18 protein-coding genes are annotated in these 24,795 nt (G+C 55.1%); 10 read left to right on the plus strand and 8 right to left on the minus strand.

The annotated features are described in order from the left end of the window. The 4 genes from ACN0WX_RS05880 to purM form a co-directional block, all read right to left on the minus strand. On the minus strand, positions 1–2,214 hold the full coding sequence (locus ACN0WX_RS05880) for a TonB-dependent receptor (protein WP_417621377.1): 2,214 nt from the start codon (positions 2,212–2,214) through the stop codon (positions 1–3). Positions 2,215–2,315: 101 nt separating this feature from the next. Further along, positions 2,316–2,699, minus strand: a complete 384-nt coding sequence (locus ACN0WX_RS05885; protein ID WP_417621378.1) for a hypothetical protein — start codon at positions 2,697–2,699, stop codon at positions 2,316–2,318. A 252-nt stretch (positions 2,700–2,951) separates the two neighbouring features. Then, complete coding sequence (gene purN / locus ACN0WX_RS05890) at positions 2,952–3,917, minus strand: phosphoribosylglycinamide formyltransferase (RefSeq protein WP_417621379.1); 966 nt, start codon at positions 3,915–3,917, stop codon at positions 2,952–2,954. Further along, positions 3,910–5,031 carry a phosphoribosylformylglycinamidine cyclo-ligase gene (gene purM, locus ACN0WX_RS05895; RefSeq protein WP_417621380.1) on the minus strand — a complete coding sequence of 374 codons (1,122 nt, stop codon included), beginning with the start codon at positions 5,029–5,031 and terminating at the stop codon, positions 3,910–3,912. Before purM ends, purN begins: the two co-directional genes overlap by 8 nt. A 62-nt stretch (positions 5,032–5,093) precedes the next feature. Between purM and ACN0WX_RS05900 the strand changes: the two genes are divergently transcribed. Genes ACN0WX_RS05900 through ACN0WX_RS05915 form a run of 4 tightly spaced genes read left to right on the plus strand, consistent with a single transcriptional unit; the run spans position 5,094 to position 10,729 of the window. Continuing rightward, positions 5,094–6,389 (plus strand): heavy-metal-associated domain-containing protein, encoded by a 1,296-nt coding sequence (locus ACN0WX_RS05900; protein ID WP_417621381.1) that lies wholly within the window; start codon positions 5,094–5,096, stop codon positions 6,387–6,389. A 12-nt stretch (positions 6,390–6,401) separates the two neighbouring features. After that, positions 6,402–7,019, plus strand: a complete 618-nt coding sequence (locus ACN0WX_RS05905) for a chromosomal replication initiator DnaA (protein ID WP_417621382.1) — start codon at positions 6,402–6,404, stop codon at positions 7,017–7,019. A gap of 39 nt (positions 7,020–7,058) precedes the next feature. Then, positions 7,059–9,212, plus strand: a complete 2,154-nt coding sequence (locus tag ACN0WX_RS05910) for an RNA degradosome polyphosphate kinase (protein WP_417621858.1) — start codon at positions 7,059–7,061, stop codon at positions 9,210–9,212. Between the two features lie 11 nt (positions 9,213–9,223). After that, positions 9,224–10,729, plus strand: a complete 1,506-nt coding sequence (locus ACN0WX_RS05915) for a Ppx/GppA family phosphatase (RefSeq protein WP_417621383.1) — start codon at positions 9,224–9,226, stop codon at positions 10,727–10,729. Between the two features lie 32 nt (positions 10,730–10,761). On the opposite strand, the gene rnd is transcribed toward ACN0WX_RS05915, so the two are convergent. Next, positions 10,762–11,952: a ribonuclease D gene (rnd, locus tag ACN0WX_RS05920; RefSeq protein WP_417621384.1), complete on the minus strand. Its 1,191-nt coding sequence runs from the start codon at positions 11,950–11,952 to the stop codon at positions 10,762–10,764. Positions 11,953–12,024: 72 nt separating this feature from the next. Between rnd and ACN0WX_RS05925 the strand changes: the two genes are divergently transcribed. Together ACN0WX_RS05925 and ACN0WX_RS05930 are read left to right on the plus strand one after the other, a co-directional pair. After that, positions 12,025–12,357 carry a hypothetical protein gene (locus ACN0WX_RS05925; RefSeq protein ID WP_417621385.1) on the plus strand — a complete coding sequence of 111 codons (333 nt, stop codon included), beginning with the start codon at positions 12,025–12,027 and terminating at the stop codon, positions 12,355–12,357. Then, on the plus strand, positions 12,357–13,871 hold the full coding sequence (locus tag ACN0WX_RS05930) for an FAD-binding oxidoreductase (protein WP_417621386.1): 1,515 nt from the start codon (positions 12,357–12,359) through the stop codon (positions 13,869–13,871). The genes ACN0WX_RS05925 and ACN0WX_RS05930 overlap by 1 nt, the downstream gene beginning before the upstream one ends. A 362-nt stretch (positions 13,872–14,233) precedes the next feature. On the opposite strand, the gene ACN0WX_RS05935 is transcribed toward ACN0WX_RS05930, so the two are convergent. Next, on the minus strand, positions 14,234–16,627 hold the full coding sequence (locus ACN0WX_RS05935) for a zinc dependent phospholipase C family protein (protein WP_417621387.1): 2,394 nt from the start codon (positions 16,625–16,627) through the stop codon (positions 14,234–14,236). A gap of 665 nt (positions 16,628–17,292) precedes the next feature. Here ACN0WX_RS05935 and aspS point away from each other — a divergent pair. The 4 genes from aspS to ACN0WX_RS05955 all read left to right on the plus strand — a co-directional run bounded on the left by aspS (position 17,293) and on the right by ACN0WX_RS05955 (position 21,950). Next, on the plus strand, positions 17,293–19,077 hold the full coding sequence (aspS, locus tag ACN0WX_RS05940) for an aspartate--tRNA ligase (RefSeq protein WP_417621388.1): 1,785 nt from the start codon (positions 17,293–17,295) through the stop codon (positions 19,075–19,077). A gap of 83 nt (positions 19,078–19,160) precedes the next feature. Continuing rightward, entirely contained in the window at positions 19,161–20,015 is an 855-nt protein-coding gene (locus tag ACN0WX_RS05945; RefSeq protein WP_417621389.1) for an alpha/beta fold hydrolase, read from the plus strand. A gap of 50 nt (positions 20,016–20,065) precedes the next feature. After that, positions 20,066–21,019, plus strand: a complete 954-nt coding sequence (locus tag ACN0WX_RS05950) for a hypothetical protein (RefSeq protein WP_417621390.1) — start codon at positions 20,066–20,068, stop codon at positions 21,017–21,019. Between the two features lie 145 nt (positions 21,020–21,164). After that, entirely contained in the window at positions 21,165–21,950 is a 786-nt protein-coding gene (locus tag ACN0WX_RS05955) for a polyphosphate kinase 2 family protein (RefSeq protein WP_417621391.1), read from the plus strand. Between the two features lie 8 nt (positions 21,951–21,958). On the opposite strand, the gene ACN0WX_RS05960 is transcribed toward ACN0WX_RS05955, so the two are convergent. Both ACN0WX_RS05960 and ACN0WX_RS05965 read right to left on the minus strand, forming a co-directional pair. Further along, entirely contained in the window at positions 21,959–23,107 is a 1,149-nt protein-coding gene (locus ACN0WX_RS05960; RefSeq protein ID WP_417621392.1) for a GGDEF domain-containing protein, read from the minus strand. 176 nt (positions 23,108–23,283) lie between these two features. Further along, complete coding sequence (locus tag ACN0WX_RS05965; RefSeq protein ID WP_417621393.1) at positions 23,284–24,735, minus strand: alpha/beta fold hydrolase; 1,452 nt, start codon at positions 24,733–24,735, stop codon at positions 23,284–23,286. Positions 24,736–24,795 lie beyond the last annotated feature (60 nt).

A 24,795-nucleotide genomic window follows, 5' to 3' on the forward strand; every position in this document is an offset into this window, starting at 1 on the left:
TCAGAATCGGTAGCCGACAGACAGATTGTAGGTTCGCGGGTCTCCATAATAGGCAAGTTGATAACCAAGGGAGTCGCTAAGATCGAAGCCGTGTGTGATGTAGCGCTTGTCGGTCAGGTTTTTTACGCCTGCAGAAATCCATAAGCCATCGTCATGTGTCGCAAAGCGGATGAAAGCATCAATCAATGTGTTGGGCTTTTGTGCCAGTTCTTCACTGCTACTAACAACCGTATAGCTTTTCGAACGATGTGCGGCGTCAACACCCGTCGTCAGCGTGCCGAGATTTCCGAGATCAAATATATAATCTGCTGCCAACCGCCATGACCAGCGCGGCGCGTTCACAAGTTTGCGCTGGTCACTGATGTCATTGCCTCCCGGACCAATGAACCGATCATATTGACTGTCGAGATGCGACAGCAAGGCGCTCAGGTTCAGGCCGCGGACGGGACGCAGGGCCAATTCCATCTCGAACCCGCGGATCGTGGCTTTGCCGGCATTGGTAAACAATGCAGAAAAATTCCCCTGCGTATCGGCAACGAAGCTCGAAAGTTGCAGATTCTTATATTCATTCTGGAACACCGACAGATTGGCCGTCAACTTGCGGTCAAACAGACTGGATTTAATTCCGCCTTCATAGGACCACATTGTTTCCGGTTCATAGGGAGTCGCATCTTCAGATGTATTGGCGCGGCCATCAAAACCACCGCTTTTGAACCCGCGAGATGCGTTGGCATATACCAGCACGTCCTCGGTCGGTTTATATTCGATACCAAATTTGGGCGAAAAGGAATCCCAGTTTGCTGCGGTATCAATATCGGTGACAAGCAAGCCGCCTTGGTCAGGGTCGAAAGGAAAGGGCGTGGCAGCATCAAAGAATGATTGTGTTCGCAGGAACTTTTTGTCCTCATAGGTATAACGCATGCCGGCTGTTGCCGAGAGGTGATCGCTCAGTTGATAAGTGAACTGGCCATAGGCCGCATAGCTCTTGTTGATCTGATCATTGACCGACGCAGTCACCAGGGCAATTGCCGGTCCGTAAAGTCCGCTCAATGTGTCGTCATGTTCGCGGAAATAAAAGAGACCCGCGACCGCGGAAAGGCGATCATCATTATAGTTGAATTGCAGTTCCTGGCTGAACTGGTTTTGCGCTTCATTGACATAGACGCCAAAAAAAGCTGCCTCGGTTCCATCCAGATCAAGCTTGCTGTCATAATCCATCGTGCGATATGCACTGATCGATTTTAACTCGACAGCATCGTTGGGCGTCCAACTGGCGACTGCCGATAATCCGCTGGTCTTGAGTTCATTTCTGTCATTAAAATCAGCATTCACCTCGAACGGATCGTCATTCGGGGGAAATGTACCGAAAACCGATGTGGCGCGCGCAGGCGTACGCGAACTATCGGGTTGATCGTGCGATATATCGCCGGTCACGCGCAGGGTAAAATCCGACGATGGACGAAATTCGAGCGCTATCCGTCCGGCCCATAAATCCTTGTCACCATCATCGTCGCCGGAAGCCAGATTGGTCGCGTAACCGCGCCGCTGCGAATGGGCGATGGCCGCTTTGGCAATCAGCTTTTCGTCGACAACCGGAATATTGACCATGCCTTTCATGTCAAAGCGGTCATAGCTCCCATAGGTTGCTTCCAGACTGCCAGAGAAATCATTGGTCAGCGGACTGGAGACAAATTTCACTGCCCCCCCGATAGTATTGCGACCGTAAAGCGTACCCTGCGGCCCGCGCAGGACTTCGATCCGGGCGACGTCATAGACATCGAGAAAAGCGCCTTGGGCTCGCCCCAAATAGACATCGTCTACATATATTCCGACTCCGGGGTCGGCAAATGCAAGGGAATCGACCTGACCAACACCGCGAATGTAAACGACTGCATTGGCAGCATCGCCGACATGAAGCGACAGATTGGGAACCGCTCCCTCGAGATCACCCAGATTTGCAGCTTGAAGATTTTGCAGGGCTTCTTGTCCGAATGCTGATACTGCTACGGGAACGTCCTGCAAATTTTCTTCACGCCTCCGCGCGGTAACAACGATCACGTTGTCCGGATCACTCTTGTTTTCCGCCGCTTGACTGGATGTGGTCTGTGCCGACACATCATCAGTCATAAACAATGTTGATCCCGCAAGTGCGAGCGCCGCTGCGCTGATGCGCGAGCGATGCCGTGAAACCCTATTCTCGTGTTTGATGTCCATCTCTGTCATCCCCCCTTTTTTGTTGTTTGTCACAACAGACAAGAGAAATGAGAATGTTTCTATCGCAAATATGGCCGAAAAATTGCCCGCAAATATTGCGGCTATTTGCGAAGGGCTTCCGAAACAGTCCTATAGGTACGCTGGAAATGCTCCCGCATCGCTTGCTCCAGCTTTGGCGTGGGCCGGACGATCGCTTCTCGTCCATCGTCGCTGGTTCGTTCCTTAACCAGATAGCCGTCATTCACTGCCCGTTTCAGGCGCTCTTCGCGAGTACGGTTGGACCCGCTCTTCATCGATTGGCAGGCGGCTCCCACTGACATTGGCTTCCCGCTCCAATGCGCAATCATACAGCCAACGAGGAGATACCAAAATTCCTGGGTAAAATAGTTGGGCCGGTTTTCAAATGTTGTGTCCCAATCGCGCGCATAATTCTCGAGCGCCTGTGCCCAACCGATAAGCTGTTCGTCAGAAATTTGTTCAGTCATAAAAACCTCTTGCGCGCATTAATACTTATTAGCACCCAAAAAGCCACGACCAGTACCGGACAATGATTCCGTCAACCGCTGAATCGCCATTTTATACTCTGTTTCCTTGAAGCCGTGAATTCTGCTTGCGTCGCAATGGCAGACAGCAAAATCAGCTTTCATCCTCGGCGACCACGGGCGAATCAATCCTGGGGGATAAATCACCATGCCTCCCACAATCTCCCACCGTCACCGCGCCCTGCCGTTTTTATCCTAGAATTGGTCCGCTATATCGATCATTCTGGTAAGCCGCTTGGGCGCGACCAAGCGCCAGCTTTTGGCGAGCCAGTCGGCGATATGATCCCAGTCGGTACGGCCAAGATCGAGCCGGATCGCGATCCAGCCGGATTTTCCGTAGAATTTGGGTGCATAGTAAAGTTCGGGATCGGCGTCGATCAGCGCCGCCTGTTCATCCAGTCCGCTGGTCTTGACGAGCAGGCCGACGCTGGCCTCGCCGTGCAGTTTCTGGGTGAAATAGGCGAAATATTTTCCGGTCTTTTCGCTCCCCACCCGCCATCCGGGGGAGCCGAAGCTTTCCCGCTCGTGGGTTTCTTCCAGCGCCAGTGCGCGCTTGCGAACCTGATCCAATATCCACTCCGGATCGGCTTCGCGGGTGACATAGCGGGCCAGCGTGGCGGGATAGAGCTGATGCTCGGCGATCAGGATGCGGCTGGCCAGGCTGTCGGCATCGTCGCCGGGCAGGATCGCCACTTCGGTCTGGGCCAGTATAGGGCCGTCATCCAGCTGCGGCGTGACCAGATGCACGCTGCACCCGGCGACCCTGTCGCCGGCATCCAGGGCGCGCTGATAGGTATCAAGGCCCTTATATTTGGGCAGGAGGCTGGGATGGATATTGACCATGCGGTCGGCCCATTTCTGCACGAAACCATCGCTCAATATCCGCATATAGCCGGCCAGCACGACATATTCGGCGCCGGACCGGACGATCGCATCGTGCATGATCTGGTCGTGTGCTTCGCGAGTCAGGCCCTTGTGCGGATGCGCGCAGGTCGCAATGGCTTCCGCTTCGGCCAGAGCCAGGCCGGGGGCAGCGGGATCGTTGGAGGCAACCAGCACGATCTCATAGGGGCAGTCGCCCGCCTTCGCGGCATAGACGAGCGCTGCCATGTTCGAGCCGCGGCCCGAGATCAGTATCGCGACCCTGGCTTTTTCAGCCATTGTGGGTGGCGGTCCAGCTGTCCATTGCGGACCATGTGCCGCGATCGCCCGTCACGCTGCAGCCCTTGGTGCCTTCGCGCATGTCGCCGATCCGGTGGACTGTCTCGCCAGCGGCTTCGAGGTCGGCTGTCACCGAATCCGCTTCGCCCGGCGACACCGCCAGAACCATGCCTATGCCGCAGTTGAAGGTGCGGGCCATTTCCTCCGGCTCGATATTGCCCTGTGCCTGCAGAAAGGCCATCAGCCGCGGCTGGTCCCAGCTGCTTGCATCAACATGGGCGTGCAGGCCGTCGGGCAGGACGCGCGGGATATTCTCCAGCAGGCCGCCGCCGGTAATATGGGCGAGCGCCTTGATCCGGCCCGCCTGCATCAGCGGCAGCAGCGACTTGACGTAAATGCGCGTGGGGGCGATCAACGCCTCGATCAGCAGTATGTCGGGGTTGAACAGGGCCGGGCGATCCAGTTTCCAGCCCTTGTCCGCTGCCAGACGGCGGACCAGCGAGAAGCCGTTGCTGTGCACGCCGGATGATTCGAGGCCGAGCAGAATATCGCCAGCCTCGATCGTCGCGCCGGTCACTGCTTTTTCGCGCTCCACTGCACCGACGCAGAAGCCGGCCAGATCATAGTCGCCATCGGCATACATGCCGGGCATCTCCGCCGTTTCGCCGCCGATCAGGGCGCAGCCTGACATTTTACAACCGTCAGCAATGCCGGCCACAACCCGCTCGGCGACGCCGTTTTCCAGCTTGCCGGTGGCAAAATAGTCGAGGAAGAACAGGGGTTCTGCGCCTTGCACGATGAGATCGTTGACGCACATGGCGACGAGATCGATTCCGACCGTATCATGCCGGTCAAAGTCGATGGCGAGCTTGAGTTTCGTACCGACACCATCATTGGCTGCGACCAGCAGCGGGTCATCATAGCCTGCCGCCTTCAGGTCGAAAAAGCCGCCGAAGCCGCCGAGTTCAGCATTGGCGCCTGCGCGCGCTGTGGCTTTCGCCAGCGGCGCGATCGCCTTGATCAGGGCATTGCCCGCCTCGATGGACACACCGGCTTTCGCATAGGTGTAAGATTCCGGGGTGCAAGAATCCGTTTCATTTTGCTTTTCACTCATAACATGAGCGATTAGACAACTCGCGGCTGGATTTCCACGCCATAATCGTCAAAAGGGCGCAAATGAGTTTTTTGACTGACTTCAGGATCAAGATCGCTGCCATCCTTGCGGTGGTGACTGTGCTCGCGGGCACGGTTGTCTATGCCCAGCTGGAAGGCATTGAACGTGGCGTTGCGCCACTGGCCAGCACCGGTGACTTTGAAGTCATGGGCGTGCAAGTCGACGTCCATGGTGATGACGCCTTTGATGCGCGCAAAAAAGGCTGGGAAGAAGCCCAGCGCAAGGCCTGGAAGATGCTCTACAAGCGCACCCAGGGTGGGGAAACTTCCGGCCTGCCTGACAATACGCTCAACACCATTGTTTCCGCGATTATCGTCGAGGAAGAGCAGATCGGTCCGAAACGCTATATCGCCACGCTGGGCGTGATGTTTGATCGGGCGAGAGCCGGCTCGATATTGGGCGTCGGCGGCCGGCGCCTGCGCTCTCCACCATTGCTGGTGCTGCCGATCATGTGGAGTGGCGGTTCGCCGCAGGTATTTGAAAACCGTACCGAATGGCAAAAAGCCTGGGCAAGATTTCAGTCCGGCGACAGCGCCATCGACTATGTGCGGCCTTATGGATCGGACAGCGAATCGCTGGTGCTGACGGCGGGGCAGGCCAATCGTCCGAATCGGCGCTGGTGGCGAAATATATTGGATCAGTTTGGCGCAGCGGATGTCATCATTCCGATTGTCCGGCTGAACTATCAATATCCCGGCGGCCCCGTCAAAGCACGTTTTTCTGCACGCTATGGACCCGACAACCGCTTTATCGAGAGCTTCACCCTCAAGGTGAGCAAAAGCGAGGATATTCCCAAAATGCTGGATCAGGGGATCGCGAGGCTCGACAATATCTATGCCAGCGCCCTGTCGCGCGGCATTTTGAAAACCGACAAGTCGCTGATCATAGAGGATCCGTTTAACCTGGATGAACTGAATCTCGACGATTTTGACCTTGATAGTGGCGCGACGGCGCTGGAGGGTGAAGGCGAGGACAATTCTGCGGCGGGCACCGATGATAATGATGCATCCGACGAACCGAGCAGTGAAACGCCCGCTGTTGCGCCGGCTGCACCAACGGTGATTTCCCTGCAATTTGATACCCCGGATGTCGGGGCCGTGGGCCGGGGCGAAGCGTCGGTGCGGTCGGTTCCGGGCGTCTCCTCGGCGTCGACATCCAGTCTCGCGCTTGGCGGGGTGTCTGTCATGCGCGTGACCTATAATGGTGATATTTCCGGTCTTGCCCAGGCCCTGCGCTCGCAAGGCTGGCAGGTTCAGCAAGGAGCGGGCGCATTGCGTATCAGTCGTCCCGGACAGTGAAGAAGCGAGACCGTGAGTCAGATAGCCCTTCCTCTCGAACAGAACCCGTCGCCGGATGGTGATGGCTATCTGGTGACGGCGGCCAATGCTGAGGTGCACCGGTATTTGCAGAACTGGCGCGAATGGCCGCATCACACGATGATCTTGACTGGTCCGGAAGCCTCCGGAAAATCGACCATGGCTGCGACATTTGAAGCGCAAAGCGGCGGGCTCTTCCTCGATGATGCCGACCAGTGTGACGACACCGAGATGTTCCATCTGTGGAATCGCGCAAATGCAGAAAAAAAGCCGCTGTTGCTGTTGTCGGAAAAGCCGGTTTCGGAGTGGGGCGTGTCGCTTCCTGATCTGAAATCCCGTCTTGCCGCTTCGCTGCATCGGGAAATCGGTCCGCCAGACCAGGCGATGATTGAAGGGCTTTTCCAGAAATATTTCGCCGTGCGCGGACTGACTATTTCGCAGGATGCATTGCGCTATCTGGAAAAGCGTATGATCCGGTCTTATGCGATGGTCCGGCAATTGGCGCAGAAAATGGATGCGCTGGCGATCGAGACCAAGAAGCCGGTCAATCTGGCAATCGCAAAATCCGCGCTCGGTTATTTTGACTCCGGGGATGAAAAGGTGGACAGTTAAACCATGGTCAAACCTGCTTCAGAGTTGCTTGATGCGGACATGTCGCAAGCGGATACCGGTTCCGGCGCTTTGGCCGAAGACGCGAGCCAGCGCTATTTCAACCGCGAAATCAGCTGGCTCGGCTTCAACGAACGGGTGATTGATGAGGCAGAAAATCGCGCTCATCCCCTGCTTGAACGGCTGCGCTTCCTGTCCATTTCCGGCAATAATCTCGACGAATTTTTCATGGTCCGGCTGGCCGGGCTGGTCGGGCAATATCGTCAGAAAATCGAGGAACGTTCTGCCGATGGCCTGACCGCCTCGCAGCAGCTGGAAGCGATAGCGACCCGAGTCGACGCTTTGCTTGATCACCAGCAACGGGTCTGGTCGGCACTGGCCGAAACCCTCGCTACGGAAGATATTTTTGTGTCGGTTGTCGACGATCTTTCCGAAGATTCGAAAATCTGGCTCCAGCAGCATTTTCTCGACCAGATATTCCCGGTACTGACCCCGCAGGCGCTCGATCCGGCGCATCCGTTCCCGTTCATTCCGAACAAGGGCCTCAGTCTGGTTTTCGATCTGATCCGCGAATCGGACAATCAGGGAATCCGGGAACTGGTGATGATCCCGTCGGGTTTGCCGCGCTTCATCCGATTGCCGGGCGAAAAGGCAGTCTATGTTTCGGTTGAAACCGTAATCCAGCAGTTTTCCGATATATTATTCCCCGGTTATGTTGTGAAGAGCAGCGGCTTGTTCCGGATTATCCGCGACAGTGACATCGAGGTTGAGGAGGAAGCCGAAGATCTGGTGCGATATTTCCGGAGCGCGATCAAACGTCGCCGCCGTGGCGATGTGATCCGTCTGGAACTAGGTCCAAAACTGGCGGAGCCTGTGGTCGCGATGCTGCGTGAAAATCTGCTCGACGACGGCGCCACCGAAAGCCGGATCAATGGTCTGGTCGGGATTGGCGATCTTGAAATATTGGTCGAGGAAGACCGGCCCGACCTGAAGTTCACGCCCTACAGCCCGCGTTTTCCGGAGCGTATTCGTGATCATGGCGGTGATTGCTTTGCCGCCATCCGGGACAAGGACATATTGGTCCATCACCCCTATGAATCCTTCGAGGTGGTGATCGAGTTTCTGAAACAGGCCGCCGCCGATCCCGATGTCGTGGCGATCAAGCAGACTCTCTATCGGGCCGGCAAGCAATCCGCCGTCATCCGGGCGCTGATCGATGCTGCGGAAGCGGGCAAATCGGTAACCGCGGTCGTCGAGCTCAAGGCGCGGTTTGACGAAGAGCAGAATCTGCTCTGGGCGAGTGCTTTGGAACGGGCTGGTGTACAGGTCGTTTACGGGTTTATCGAATGGAAAACCCACGCAAAAATATCGATGGTCGTCCGCAAGGAGCAGGAGGGCTATCGTACCTACTGCCATTTTGGCACCGGTAACTATCACCCGATTACAGCCAAAATCTATACGGATCTCAGCTTCTTCACTGCGGATCCCAAGGCTGCGCGCGATGCCGCCCAATTGTTCAATTATATTACCGGCTATGTCGAGCCCAAGCAGCTTGAGCTCATCTCCATGTCGCCGCGCAATATGCGCAAGGACCTGATGGGCCTGATCGACCAGGAAATCGCCAATGTCCGTTCCGGCAAGCCGGGCATGATCTGGGCAAAAATGAACTCGCTGGTCGATCCGGCGCTGATCGAGAAGCTTTATCAGGCCAGCAATGCCGGTGTCGAAATTGATCTGGTTGTGCGGGGCATTTGCTGTCTGAGGCCGGACGTGCCGGGCATGTCGGACCATATCCGGGTAAAATCGGTAGTCGGGCGTTTTCTGGAACACAGCCGTATCTGGGCCTTTGGTAATGGCAAGGATCTGCCCAATGACGGCGCGAAACTTTATATCTCGTCGGCCGACTGGATGCCCCGCAATCTCGACCGACGCGTGGAATATATGATGCCGATCACCAATCCGACCGTCCACGACCAGATATTGGATCAGGTCATGGTCGCCAATTTGATCGATGACGAGCAAAGCTGGGAACTCAATGCCGACGGCAGCTACACAAGGGTCGAGCCTTCAGACAAGCCGTTTAACCTGCACCGCTATTTCATGACCAACCCGTCCCTGTCCGGACGCGGCAAGGCGCTCAAGAAGAGCAATGCCGTGCCTCGTCTCAGCTTGCGTCGCCGCAAGAAAAAAGCCTGATCGGGGTGTTGGTGCACAAAGGATCATTGCCTCAGTCGGCGCGTGCGAAAAAACGGACATTCAATCGGCGGACGGCGATTGTCGACATCGGTTCCAATTCCATCCGGCTGGTCGTCTATCAGGGCCCGGCGAGAGTGCCAGCGATCCTGTTCAATGAAAAGGTGATGGCGGGGCTGGGCAGGGAATTGTCGACTACCGGTGCCATCAGCAAGGATTCGATGGAGCTTGCCGTCCGCGGCCTGAAGCGGTTCTACCGGCTCTGCGAAGAAATGGAAGTGGACAGCATCAACTGTTTCGCCACCGCTGCAGTGCGCGATGCGAATAACAGCAAGGAGCTTCTGAAAGCGGCGCGCGAGATCGGTTATGATGTGGCCGTGCTGCAGGGGGAGGAGGAAGCGGAACTGGCCGCCCTCGGCGTGATTTCCGGCATTCCGGATGCAAAAGGCATTGTCGGGGACCTTGGCGGCGGCAGCCTGGAACTGGCGATGGTGGAAAATGGCAAAGTGCTTGAACGCTTTTCCTTTCCGCTCGGCGTATTGCGCGTTGCGGACCTGCGCGCCAAAGGCAAGGACAAGCTCAAGCGCCAGGTGCGCAAAATGCTGAAGAAAACCGGCTGGGAGAAGCAGGCGCAGGCATTGCCCTTCTATCTGGTCGGCGGTTCCTGGCGGTCGCTCGCCCGACTGGACATGTTCGACAGCAAATATCCTTTGCCGGTGATCCACAATTACGAAATGGAGCCGCGCCGCGCCCGGCGGCTGGTCAGTCGTCTGGCCCAGTTGAACAAGGAAAAACTCAAGAACGTACCCGGGCTCTCCTCGTCACGCATACCGACGCTGAACGATGCCGCATGGCTGTTGTCGCTGCTGGTCCGCTATCTCCAGAGCAGCAAGATGGTCGTCTCGGCTTATGGCGTGCGCGAGGGCTTGCTGTTCCGGAATATCAGCAAGCAGGAAGCGGTGCGCGATCCGCTGTTGCTGGCGACGGAAGATGCCGGAACCGCGCAGGCCCGCTTCCCGGCAAACAGCAAATTGCTCGGCAAGTGGATCGCTGATATTTTTTCGGATGATCCGGTCGAATGGCACCGGATCCGGCAGGCGGCCTGCAATCTTGGCGATGTTGCCTGGCGCGCCAATCCCAATTTCCGGGCGGAGCGGGGACTGGAAATCGGGGTGCATGGCAACTGGGTGGGGATCACCGGCCCGGAACGCGAGATGCTCGGGCAGGCGCTGTTCACCAGTTTTGGCGGCGGCAATAATATTTATCCCGGCGGCGGTCAGCTGGCCAGCGAGGAGGCGACGAAACGCGCTATTTGCTGGGGGCTGGCGATGCGTCTGGGACAGCGGCTGAGCGGCGGCACCCGTAATCCGCTGGAGCAGACCCAGATTCGCAAAACCGGCAAGAAGCTGGAGCTGACGATAGCGGGAGATCTGACCCATTTATATGGCGACGCGGTGGCCAAGCGCCATGGCCATCTCGCGAATATCATGGAACTTGAACCGGTGATGACCGCTATCTAGCTGTTCCGGATTTCCGTTGCGCCGGTGGTCCGCTATTCAGCTTGGGCGACGTCGTCATCCTGTTGATGGGTCATTTTCAACTTGCCATCCTTGACCGTGAAACTCACCCGGCCCTCGATCAGATCGAGGGCGTCACGCCCGAATTCCTCATAGCGCCAGCCTTCCAGCAGCGGAACATCTTCACGTTCTCCGGCAACGATACGATCCAGATCGTCCGCACGCGCGAGCAGGCGTGAGGCAACATTCATTTCCGCGGAGCGTATTTTGAGCAATAGCTTGAGCAGGTCGGTGACCAGCGCGTTTGCTTTGCCATTTTTGGGGCGGCGACCGGTTTTTAGCGGCAGATCATCGCGCGACAGGGGTTGTGCTTGGTCGAGAACCTCCATCAACCGGGCGCCGATATCGTTGTTTTTCCAGCCTGCGGACAGACCGCGGACCTGTCCCAGCTTGGATTGCTCGCGGGGCGGATGGGCGGCAATATCGGCGAGCGTTTCGTCGCGCATGATCCGACCGCGGGGCAGGTCCTTGGACTGGGCTTCAATTTCCCGCCAGGCGGCCAGCGCTTTCAGCCTGCCGAGCATGTCCAGATTGCGGCCTTGCGACTTGACCCGCAGCCAGGATTTTTCCGGATCATTGACGTAATTATCGGGATCAGCGAGCTTTTCCATCTCGGCGTTGATCCACATGCCACGGCCAGTTTCGCGCAGTTTGTCCAGCATCATCGGGAAAATTTTGGCGAGGTGGGTGACGTCGGCAATGGCATATTCCAGTTGACGGGCGTTGAGCGGTCGGCGTGACCAGTCGGTAAAGCGGGCGCCTTTGTCCAGCGTGATCCCGAGATAACTGTCAACGAGATTGGCATAGCCGATCTGTTCGCTCTGGCCGATTGCCATCGCCGCGATCTGGGTGTCGAAAATCGGGTGAGGAGTTTTGCCCGTCATATTGTGGATGATTTCAACATCCTGTCCGCCAGCATGAAATATCTTGAGCACGTCTTCATTGTTGACCAGCAGGTCAAGGAGGGGGCCAAGATCAACGCCCTTGGCCAGCGGATCAATTGCCGCCGCTTCCTTGCCGTCGGATATCTGGATCAGGCAGAGAATCGGCCAATAGGTATTCTCGCGCATGAACTCTGTATCAACCGTCACGAAATCCGCAGACGCGAAGCGGTCACAAATATCGGCGATGTCCTGATTGTCTGTCAGCAAGTTATGGATATGCATTTTTATCCTATACATCGGGCGGCTCATCCCGCAAACAATTCGTGGGCGCAGGACAAAATTGGGGGAGGAATCATGGCATTTTGGCCACTAATTCTGATCGGTTTGCTCACATTGCTGATGCTGGGGCAGACCATGGCACTCTGGGGCGATGCCTATCTGGCGATGGCGGATCCACGACCGATTGGCGGCAAGACCATCGAGATTACGATATTGGCCTGGGGCTTTGCATCGCGGCGGGGACGATCCCTGCAGGTCGATGATTGCGAGCGGCTCGGGATTAACGACATGCGCTTCTTCATGACCGGCAAGGCTATTCTTGTCTGTCTTGTGACGTTTGGCTTTGTCCGCACGGTAAGCATTGCCTATCGCTGCTATGCGGGCGACTCTGACGTGGGAGAAGCCTGATGACCCGGATCGTTCGTCTCGGCCACCAGGTCTGGCACAATTATCATCATACCGCCGAGTGCAATCTGAAGGATCGGATTGAGCTGGCCAATGGCGATCACGCCAATGGCCGGGCCCATCTCAAAGGCGTGGCAGAATCGGTTCTGGCGCTGCTCCGGGAAGCGCGGCAATATCATATTCCGGTGCGGCCGATTGGCGCGGGCTGGTCGCCGTCGCCGATCAATGTGGTCGAGGATGGCTGGCTGGTCGAAACCTTGCGACTTAACCGGACGTACAAGCTGTCGGCCAAAGATCTGCACGATGATTGTGATGTCGGTGCCGAAGCGCTGCTGCTGGTGCAGGCGGGCGCGACCGTCGATGAAGTTTATGAAAGCGCGGAAGAACTGGGTCGGTCACTGCGCACCGGCGGCGCGAGCAACGGCCAGAGTTTTGCCGGGGCCTGTGCCACCGGGACCCATGGCAGTGTCTGGCGCGAAGGCGGGATTCAGGATCATGTCCGGGCGGTGCAGCTGGTGACGCCGGACCGGATATTGTGGGTATCACCGAAGAAAGCGGTGCTGTCGGATGATTTCATCGCGCAGACCGGATCGGAAATCATCCGCGATGACCGGATATTTGCCGCCGCGCAGCTTCATGTCGGGGCCATGGGCTTTGTCACCGCGATGCTGATCGAGACCGATCCCATCTATATGGTGCAGAATATCCAGAAGGCGGCGAAAATCCGGCGCGAGCATATCGACTGGTTGTGCCGCGGCGAATTCAGGAAATTTTCCTGTGAATTTGGGTTCAACGAAGAGCCCTATTTTCAACAGGTTATTCTCAATCCTTTTGATCCTTTCGATAAAAAAAGTCTGTTGCGCTTCCTCTACAAGCGTCCGTTCGATGCGAGTATCCCGCCACCGCCGCCGGGTGACATGGGTGCCGGCTACGATGCTCTGACCTTGCTCGGCAAGGTGATGGCGAACAGCGATTTGTTCAAGGCCGAGATATTGCAAATGGCGATGGAGAAAGGCTATCCCGAAAATCGCGATGTCGATGATCCGCCGGCGATTGCCACTTGGGGCCACACGACCGAGGAACATTGTCCGATCGGTAGCCTGTTCAATGGTTCAGTCACACTTGATCGCAGAAAGCTTAGTGAAGCCTTTGATTTAATTATTGATAGTTTTCGAAGCGGTGGGGGCGGGACGGTTGTCACCCTGCGCTTCGTGCACAAGGCAAAGGGGCTGCTCGCGCCCGCGCACTGGCCGGAGAATGTCGTGATCGACTTTGACGGGCCCAATGTCGAATCCAGTCATCAAGGCTATAAGAAGGTGGTTGAGGCGCTGGATGATGCCGGAATTGCCTTTACCCGCCATTGGGGGAAAACCAACAATCTCGACCAACATCGGGTCCAGCAGGATTACGGGCAGGATTTCGCCGACTGGAAATGGGCGCAGGCGCAAGTGATGCCGGATGCGGCGGATCGCGCAGTGTTCGCCAATGATGAACTGGTGAAACTGGGCCTGATCTAGGCTTCGTGCCCTGTACTTGATGCGGGGGATAAAGAGATGATCACGCTAAAGTGACCATCCGAATATATAATGTTTTGCTGCACCAAAAGCGGAAGGTGCAGGCCGCATTCCGGATCAACGGTTCACCAAATAGTCTGAAAACGCATAATCAGCGGTTTGTTCGGGTGTTGGCTATGGCGCAAAAGGGGCATTACGAACAAAGGATCTGGTCGCCCACATATCGCCGCTACCACTATTACAACTATCCAAAGATTTGAGCCCGCTTGAGGGAAATTGCAGACGTAACCATATCGACCCTAATTTCACCGCACAGTGCAAACTTCAGAGCAACAAGTCACCGCAACTTTCTCATCCTGCGTTCATTAGAGTCCTATTTTGTCCCAAATGCTATTGCTGCATTTATAGCTGTCGTGTTTGGACGGGTAACCACATTGGTCTGAAGGACGAAAGTTATAGTTATCCGGCAGTATCTTCGGAAACTCCTCGCTGTCCGATGAAAACAAGGAGGGGTGAAGCGGTCCTTTGAAAATTTTCCGGAAGACCTGATTCCGCTGACCGTCTTTTTTCCAAAACGGAAAACCGGATTTATAGCTGTATTTATGTTTTTCGGTTTCGAAATGGCTGCCATCACGCCTTGCATATGATGGGGCCTGTTTCATCCATTGATAATCTCCGTCGATGGATTTCGAGAGTCTGAACATTATATTCCTGTCAGCAGCATTGCCAATTGAATAAAGATTGCGTTGTGCCAGGGCGTTTAAGCCGTCCGCATCCAGAAGAGACATTTTTGCGAGCAAGGTTGCATTGTAAATCGCAGGGAAGCTTTCGGGACTGAATTTGCCATCAGCTCCGAGGTTCATGTCGAATTTGACTCGCTCTGAGATATTGGAGAATTTGAGCAGTTTTTTGCTGGACGGTGACTGGGAAAATTGGGAATTCAAATTCCCGCTGGTCGGTTTTGCGGTCATAGCATCCGCCAGATTCTTCATATCGGTACTGAGAATAGAATCTCCGAATTTTAGACCTTCATCCTGAGCAACAGTAAACAACTCGGCCTTCACCAATTCTATCTTTTTGTGCAATTCAGCGGAAACTGGATCAAGTTGCTTTGCTGCATCCAGCAAATTTTTGATGTCTTGAAACGCATATCTTAACTCGCACCCTGCCTCGATTGCATCATGTGGGACACCAATGAATGTCCATGCATCGCAACCCAGCCAATTCGTCAACGGTTCGAGCATACTTTCATCATGCATTGTGTTTGACATGGCCAGTCCGTTCGCAAGGAAATAGTTCTTCATTGCGGATTCGTTGTCTGTCTTCCAATTGACCAGCGTTTGCCTGAACGGGTTCTCGTCGGAATTGATCCGCTGAACCATATCGATAATCGAATCCATGATCGCGTTTTTTCGCTGGTACAGGCTGATCACCGTTGCGTGAGTATTTTCGACAAATTGTTGCTGCTTGGAGATTTGCTCCGACAATTTATTTCTTAGCCCAGTTTTCAATTTTCTCTTTTGGGCAATCGCCACCCTGACCAATTTCGCTTCGGGACCCTCCACCAATTTCACGCCGGGAACTTTAACAGTTACACATACGCGTACCGGCCAACCGCCGCATTTTCTCTTGTTCACCATTGTGGGTACGGGAATTTTTGGAATCAACTTCAACTCTTGGACTTTTTCAAATATTTCGTCTTCCAGGTCATCCATCGCTTTGTGGAACTCTGCCGCTTTTGAAAGTGCTTCAGATGCCAGTTCTAGCTGATAAATGACATGCTTGTCATGTTGAGCAAAAGAACTTTCGACCAATTTGGCATACTGACCATGCTCCTTCTGTAATTTATCTAAATCCTTATTTTGAGTATTTTTCCATTTCTGATGAGCCTCGCTAATCGTTTCCAGTTGCTTCCGGTCGGCATAATATCCGGCTAGTGAATAAATGGCTATATTTTGTGCGAAACGGTGCAGATCCTCAATAGGACCGCCATCACGTATCAAGTTATCGATTGCGCTGTGCAGACGGTTAACGGCAAGAAAATGTACGGACCCTGCCGAGGCCAGTTTTTTTGCAGCGCGGTCATCCTGAACAAACATCCGCAATAAAAATTCTGTAGGGACTGCCAGTTCGTCGCCTTTTCGGATTAACGTTTCCGCCGCCCCCAATGATGAACCCGATGCAGACAGAAATGGCGGCATTTTATTTGAAATATATCCTTCCAAAAGAAAATGGCGTGCTTCGACATGTGTTTCTGAATCGGTCAGCGCATAGACGTCGCCGGTATAGTGATTGACATAGCTATGGGCCCAAGTGTCAGCCGCAGCATGAGCAATCATACCATACACAAATGCTATTTCTTCGCCCGTTTCTACATTATTCAAAAGATAGGAAAGCCAGTCGCCAGTACCCCATCCACTTTCATCAGTATGGATTGCCATCTGACCTTCAAAAATCCCTGGGAAAGCGTCAGGTCCAATATTCCCCATCCGATAATATTCCGGATGCTTCAAGATCGCTGTCCGAACATAAGCCGGAATAAGAAGTCGCTTGTCTTCGTTGCCTATCTTTATCAATATGGACCCGTCTGCATTTCGCTGCAGTTCGTTGATCACTTGTTGAGATATCCAAACGTGAGTTTCAATCTTGAAAGCATGTGCAGGGGATGAGAACAACAGGATTACCAATAGCACGACCAATGCCGAAAGTGCTGTTAAGCTAAAGTCGGCTGGGCGCCGCGCCATTCTGCACAATATCATAATTGCTAACCCCCTAATCTATGTTAATCCAACCAGACTCAAAAGATCGAGACCATTTCCGGCAGTTTTCTCCGGTCATGGAATGCAACCTATGTTTCAAATAAATATCAAACTACTCAAATTATTTTGTATCTACTTTATTTCTAGGCTGATTAACTTGCAAATTTTGATGGGTGAGTAGCGTGATGGCAATCACGCTGTGATATTCACTATGATGGTGTCACTGTAATATTGTTCTACGATATTCGCAGGAGGAAAATTTCGATTGATGGAGGGTTTGAACGTCGTCGTTCGCGATGTAGCGGAGATTAGTTAGAGCAAAGCTCAATGACTGCTCCCCACCCACTTGTCGCCGTCAAATACGATTAAATATAACGCCCGCTTTCGGGATATTACGGAAGCAGCGGAAATCCCGATAAAGGATGCGAGGGAATATCATAGTCTCGATCCATAGATTGCGTGGGATGAAGGATGGGCTACATCACCAAATCCCCTTGTGTGATACGGAGCTTTCGCCGACGATAGCCCTGTCCCTCCGAAAACTCCGCATCGACTGCGGCGCAGGGCCTGTTCGGGCAATCTCAAGCCTTGACAAATGGCGCGCAGACCTGTGTTACGCGCACAACATAGCGTAACGCTAGCTTCCAAGATTCCAAAGGTCCATCATGCACGCATATCGCACCCATAATTGTTCCGCGCTTCGCTCTTCGCACGTCGGCGAGGAAGTTCGTCTCTCCGGCTGGATCCATCGCAAACGCGACCATGGCAATCTGCTGTTTGTCGATCTGCGCGACCATTTTGGCCTGACCCAGATTGTCAGCGAGACCGGCAGCGAGGCGTTCAGGATACTCGACGGTGCGCGGGTGGAGTCGGTGGTAACGGTGACCGGCAAGGTTGTCGCCCGCGACGAGGAAACGGTGAACAAGAACCTGCCGACCGGTGATGTCGAACTGGTTGCCGCCACGGTGGACATGCAGGGACCGGCCGAGGAATTGCCGATGCCGGTGTTCGGTGAGCAGGAATATCCCGAAGATATCCGCCTGCGCTACCGCTTCCTCGATCTGCGCCGCGAGTCGGTGCACGCCAACATGATGCTGCGTTCCAAGGTGATCGCCAGCCTGCGCAAGCGGATGACCGATCAGGGCTTCACCGAGTTCCAGACGCCGATCCTGACCGCATCGTCTCCGGAAGGTGCGCGCGACTATCTGGTGCCGAGCCGCGTCCATCCCGGCAAATTCTACGCGCTGCCGCAGGCGCCGCAGATGTTCAAGCAGATGCTGATGGTCGCCGGTTTCGACCGCTATTTCCAGATCGCGCCCTGTTTCCGCGACGAGGATGCCCGCGCCGATCGCTCGCCGGGTGAATTTTACCAGCTCGATTTCGAGATGAGCTTTGTCACCCAGGAGGATGTGTTCCAGACGCTGGAACCGGTGCTGGCTGGCGTGTTTGAAGAATTTGCCAATGGCCGTTCGGTGACTCCCGCCGGTGAATTTCCGCGCATTCCCTACAAGGAATCGATGCTGAAATATGGCAATGACAAGCCGGACCTGCGCAACCCGATCATCATTCAGGACGTCAGCAAGCATTTCAAGGGCTCCGGTTTCGGTCTGTTCGACAAGATCACCTCGTCCGGCGGCACCGTGCGTGCCTTTGTCGCGCCGGAAGCCGGCAAGAACAGCCGGAAATTCTTTGATGCGATGAATGACTGGGCGCGCAGCGAAGGCTTCGCCGGGCTGGGCTATATCAACATGAAGGAAGGCGCGGCTGGCGGGCCGATTGCCAAGAACCATGGCGAAGAAGGCACGGCCAAACTGCTCGCCGATCTCGGCTGTGGTCCCGATGATGGCGTCTTCTTTGCCGCGGGCAAGGAAGCGGAAGCCGCGCGGCTCGCCGGACTGGCCCGGACCCGGACCGCGGAACAGCTCGACCTGATCGACAAGAACGCGTTCAAATTCTGCTGGATCGTCGACTATCCGATGTTCGAATATGACGACGAGCTGAAAAAACTCGATTTCTCGCACAACCCGTTCTCGATGCCGCAGGGCGAGCTGGAAGCGCTGGAAAACCAGGATCCGCTCGATATTCTGGCCTGGCAATATGATATTGTCTGCAACGGCATCGAGCTGTCGTCCGGCGCGATCCGGAACCACCGGCCCGATATCATGTACAAGGCGTTCGAGATTGCCGGCTATACCAAGGAGCAGGTCGACACTGAATTTTCCGGTATGATCAACGCGCTGAAATATGGTGCGCCGCCGCATGGCGGTTCGGCACCGGGCGTTGACCGGATCGTGATGATGCTGGCCAATGAACCGAATATTCGCGAGGTCGTGCTGTTCCCGATGAACCAGAAGGCCGAGGACCTGATGATGAGCGCGCCCAGCCCGGTTGCGGCGAAGCAATTGCGGGAACTGCATATTCGCGTGGTCGAGCCGCCCAAGGAAGGCTAGGTCCAAATCTTGGCGGTGAGCCCGTCGCGCCACGCTTGTCGCTAGTTGTCCTGTGGCCGGCCCAAGACTAACGGAACCCGCGCATGATCAACCCCGTCGAGCATCATTTCCAGTCCTTCCACGGCGATATTTGCTATTTCGAGTGGGGCACGGCAGGCGATAGCCCGTCGATATTGCTGCTCCACGCGACCGGTTTTCATGCGCGCTGCTGGGACAAGGTTGTCGATGCTTTTTCGGACGACACCCATGTTATCGCCGTCGATCAACTGGGCCACGGGCGAAGCGCCAGTCCGATGATCAGCGACTGGGCGATGGTAGCCGATGCGACGGTCGAGCTACTGGATGCGCTCGGAACGAAATTTGCTGTTGGCGTCGGGCACAGCATGGGTGGTCATTGTCTGATACAGGTCGCGGACAAATTGCCGGATCTGGTCGAGCGGCTGGTGCTCGTCGACCCGGTGGTCATGGATCGCGCCGTCTACAATAATCCGCCGGACTATAGTGTGATCAATGCCATGGTTGCCAAGCGCCGTAACAGCTGGACTTCGGCTGATGCGATGTTTGAACGGTTTCGCGACCGCCATCCCTATCGGCTGTGGGACGTGGAGGTGCTGCGGGACTATTGTGACTATGGCCTGCTGCCGGATGGTGAAGGGGGCTTCCTGCTTGCCTGTCCGCCGCAAGTCGAAGCATCGGTCTATGCAGCCAGCATATCGGTCGATCCATGGCCGCTGATCGAGCGGATAAAACAACCGGTGATGATATTGCGCGCGCCGCAGCGGGGCCAGGACGGCGTTTTCGATTTTGCGTCCTCACCCACACCGCCTGGTCTCGCGGATGATTTCGCCCAGGGAACAGATGTCTATCTTCCTGAACTCACCCATTTCATGCCGATGCAGGATCCAAAGCGGATTGCCGGAATCATTGAGAAATGCTAGAAGCCCGTCAACATCAACATTGGTGAAAGCCTGAACCGCGGGGGAAGGAAATGACCAGAAGATTGAGTGCGATGGTTATCGCCATAGCGGCCTTTGCTGGCCTTGCATCTGCCGCAAATGCCGAGGTTCTGACCATCGATGGCATGACGCCCGCAGAGTCCGACGGATTTGCTGAAATATTGTCGGTGGCGATCGGCAATTTTGGCGGTAGCGACGGACGGTCGCTGGCGTTTGAACTGGAAGATCGCCTTTCTGCTGTCACAGTGAGCGGTCAGCCCTATTTTGATGTCATCGGCGGACGATCCGCGGTGCAGTCGGACGCGACACTTTCTGGTCAGGTAACCGCCGGTGTTGACGAGTATAAAATCGTCGCCAAACGGAATCGCTGCGTCGAACGGGGTACGAAAGACAAATGTCTTACCTATAAAGATATCGATGTGAACTGCCTGACACGAGTGATCGACTTTCGCGCTCAGGTTCGGGGGACGCGCTATAGCGACGGGCGCAGCATCTATACCGAGAGCTTCCCCCATAAAAAGGAACAGACCGTTTGCGAGGGCGATGAAGAGGATTTTGCCTATAGTGAATCCGTAATCCGGTCGATGCTGGCGGAAACAGCGGATGCAATCCGCAATGACCTTGCGCCGAGACAATATCGTCTGGATGTCCGGGTGCTTGAAAGCCGCAAGGGTATGACCAAGGCCCAGAGCAATTTATTCAAGGCGGCCGTTAAAATGACAAAAACCAACCCGGCGGAAGCCTGCCGGATGTGGGATGATGCCGCGCAAAACGGACTATCTCATGTCTCGCTGTCTTTTAACCGCGCGCTTTGCGCCGAACAGCGCGGTGATCTCGATTCCGCCATGGCTTTATACGATGAGGCAGACAGGCTCGCACCGGGAAAATATGAAGTGGCCGATTCCCTGCAACGTGCGGGCGGTCACCGGCAAGCGATGCTCGAATGGGAGCTGCACCAATCTGGAATGGCTGAAAACCGAAATTGACGGATTGCGTTAATCCATTGTCCGGATATGGTTCACAATATTATGTCGTCAGACGGGCCTGTTTCCTGCGTCCAGAATTTCTGGCAGCAGATGAAGCAATATTTAACCCAGGGCCCTTCATCAAAAACGGGACGGCGGAGCGCAAATGACAATCAACCTTTCTGACTATGAATCCGGCGACAAATATGATGGCGATTATGACAAGGCGCTGAAGGATCTTCAGGACCGGCTTGCCCATGTCCATTTCAAGCATATCATTCATGGTAGCCGGTCAATTCTCGTGTTCGAAGGCTGGGATGCAGCAGGGAAGGGCGGAACGATCCGCCGGATGACCGGGGAATGGGACCCGCGCTATTATGATGTCTGGCCAATTGGCGCGCCGAGCAAGGAAGCGAAAGACCGGCATTTTCTATGGCGCTTCTGGCAGAAATTGCCAGGCAGCCGGGAAATCGGTGTGTTCGACCGCAGTTGGTATGGCCGCGTGCTGGTGGAAAGGGTCGAGAATTTCTGCAGCGCTGCCGAATGGAAACGGGGCTATGACGAGATCAACGAATTCGAAGCCCAGCAGATTGATGGCGGCACCAATCTGATAAAATTATTCTTCCACACGACGCAGGAAGAGCAGGATGCGCGCCTCGCCAAACGGCTGGATACGCCGCACAAGCGCTGGAAAATCACCGCCGAAGATTTCCGCAACCGCGAAAAACGCCCTGAATATCTCGATGCGATGCACGACATGTTCAAATATACGGATACCCGCTGGGCGCCGTGGAAAGTGATTGCCGGCAACGACAAGAAATCCGCGCGCATTGCCGCGATGACCCATGTCGTGGAATCGCTGGAGGCAGCGTTGCCCGAAGAATTGCCTGACGCCAATCCGGAGCTGGTGAAGCTGGCGCATGATGCTTTTGGCTATGAGGCGGAAGACTAGGCGGCAGATCAAGCCGCGAGGCGAACCTGATCGCGGCCGCCATTTTTGGCTTCATACATGGCTTCATCGGCGCGCTTTTGCAGTTGGGTCAGCGATTCGCCAGGAAGACGTCGCGCCACGCCTACGGATACAGAAACCTGCAAATGCCCCTGTGCCGTGGCCGAGCTTATGCCGCCAATCGCACGTCGCAAATCTTCGGCCAGTCGCTGCCCAGCCGCGATATCCGTGCCGCCGATGAAAATCGCGAATTCCTCGCCGCCGATCCGCGCAGCTATACGATTGGGAAAGCCTGAAGCGACGGTCATGGCGGACAGCAGCTTGCCGACCGCCCGCAGCACATTATCCCCCATGGCATGACCGGCTTCATCATTGATTCGCTTGAAATGATCGAGGTCGGCAAGCAGCAATATACCGTTATCCGGGTCGCGGCTTAACAGCTTGTGCACATGGTCTTCAAACGCACGCCGATTGGCCAGTCCGGTGAGCTCATCCGTGTGAGAGAGGCGCTCCGCCTCGGCCAGTGCCAGCTGGAGTTCCTGATTCAACAAGGCATTTTCTATCTTGGTTCGAACCGTTTCATGGGCCGAATGCGACAGCAAGAAGGACAATTTTGTTGTGGCAAAAATCACCGCGACGAGCGTGGCCAGGGTGATGAAACCAAAATCGGCAAAATACCATGCAACATAGAGAATGACGCTGCCAAAATAGCTTATGAGAAACAGCAGCAGGCCACGGCGAAGCGGGGCAATGATCAGCGAAGTCATCGCGATACCGATTGCCGATATGGCGACAATGGTGGTGCCGGGAGGCGTTGTCCATTGCGCCGGTTGCAGCAACAGGAGCGTGCTCGCCCAGCTCAGCCCGACAAAGATCGCGCCCAATTCAAAGCGGGCGATGGGCGACGTGAGCTCGGCATCGTCCGCCAGCGCCTTCTGCATACGCCGGGCGTTTATATGGGTGAAAATAATCGAGAATAAGCGAAGCAAAATCGGACAGATTGCATAATACCAAGGGAGAAGCATGAATAGCGCCGGACCGACAACCAATATCCCGCCGAGATTGATCAGGGGGGCGTGTATAATTCCGCGTACTGCCGCAGAACAATATCCCTCCTGAAGCGCGCGTTCGGAATTTTCATATGAAAATGCATCCGTCACTATCGCAGCAGCATGTCAGAAAATTAGAAAGAAAAGGTAAACGCCGTAATCCGGTGCAGGTGTCCCCGACGATTTTGTGGGTGTTTGTTCCAGTCATTTGTCCAATGAGCTTGTGCGATATTCTTGGCCTGGCCGTGTTTGACAGGTCGTTATTCTCTAAGGGAACGCGATATTCTCTAAGGGAACGCGATCAAGGCTTCGGTTGGGGCACAGGTTTGCGACAACACCGCCTCAGGATTTTTTGCGAAAAGCGACAGTGGTTTGGCCAGACAATCCTGGCTGCTGATATATGCTGCGTGCGGTGCGTCTATCAATGTGAGGATTTCAACGGAGCCATGTACACGGAGATTCTTCGCCCGCTGCACGGCTGACGCATAAGGTGTTTTAGGGTCGAATGTTCCTTGCAAAACGAGTATTGGCGGCATGCTCGCAGGCATTGGCAGCGCCTCAGGTGGTTGATAGAGCGGGAACTGATTGTTCACCAGCAGGCCGGGAAGGGGGCTCGTGAACCCCAGGGCTGCTTTTTCTGACGCCAATGTCTCGGCCGTCAATTCAGGCCTGCTGTTGAACACGGAGCCGGAGATTGTCGCGGACAGCGGGATAGATGCTGTTGCCTGAGGAAATTGAGCAATTGCTCCCCAATATGTCTCTACATCTGCAATGGTTTTCTCGATCAGTGGCTCCGCCGAGGGATCTCTTGCCGCCAAGGTGCCAATGATATCTGGAATCTGGTTGCGAGCGCTGGGTACGTCCAAAAACAGACCCAGAAATTGCCGGAGATCGCGATTGGGAATGAGGCTCAAGCCCGGTATGTCCGCGCCTTCATCAATAGCTTTGAGCAGCGCGTGATAGGTTTCAACGGCATTTGTACCAAGACTGCATTTGCTGTCTGCCGCACAGCGTTCGAGCAAGGCCAGTCCAATCCGGTCAGTGGTCTGCGAACGATAGGAAAGGCCATTGAGCTGATCAGACGGCCCGGGGGTCAGGGAATCGAGAATGATGCCATCGACATTCGTCGTCGCAACCTTGCTATATTCCAGCACAAGAGAGGTGCCGTACGAGACACCGTAAATTAATGTTCTGTTGTCCGAGCCCAGGGTTGCAATGAGCGTGTCGAGATCCCGCGCAGCATTTCTCTGGCTAAAGCTATTTGCTCTCTTGAGGTCAGAATATAGCTTCGCAAAACATGGTCCCCATTCTTCGCCGGCAAGATTCAGTCCATCGACGCTATCGCGAGTTTCTTCGGGCATGCACAGTTTTGAAGAATAGCCGGAGCCGCGATGATCGGGAATCAGGACATCATAATGGGCAAAAGTCTGTCTGAAGAAATCGATATCAGCATAAAAACTGGCACCCGATTCGCCGGGACCACCGGCAATCAGCCATATATCGCCGTGGTGCTTGGCGCGCGCCGGGAATTTTCGCACGAAGAGTTTGGCCGGTTCGTCCTGCAAATTGCTGTGGTCAACGGTGGTTTCAATACACAGGCTGTCAGATAGATTTGCGTGCAGTTTCTGATCATCGCAGGCGACGAAATCGGCTTTCGTCGATCGGTCGCCCGGTGTTGTACAGGCACCCAATGTTATGGACGCCAGAAAGGCGGGAAGAAAAGCGTACCAATATGTCATCTGTAACTTTCGGAATGAAGCAGGTGCGAGGCTGTTCGTCCGGATCGCGAGTATCAACCC

It is taken from the genome of Parasphingorhabdus sp., from assembly GCF_048269915.1.
Classification (GTDB): domain Bacteria; phylum Pseudomonadota; class Alphaproteobacteria; order Sphingomonadales; family Sphingomonadaceae; genus Parasphingorhabdus.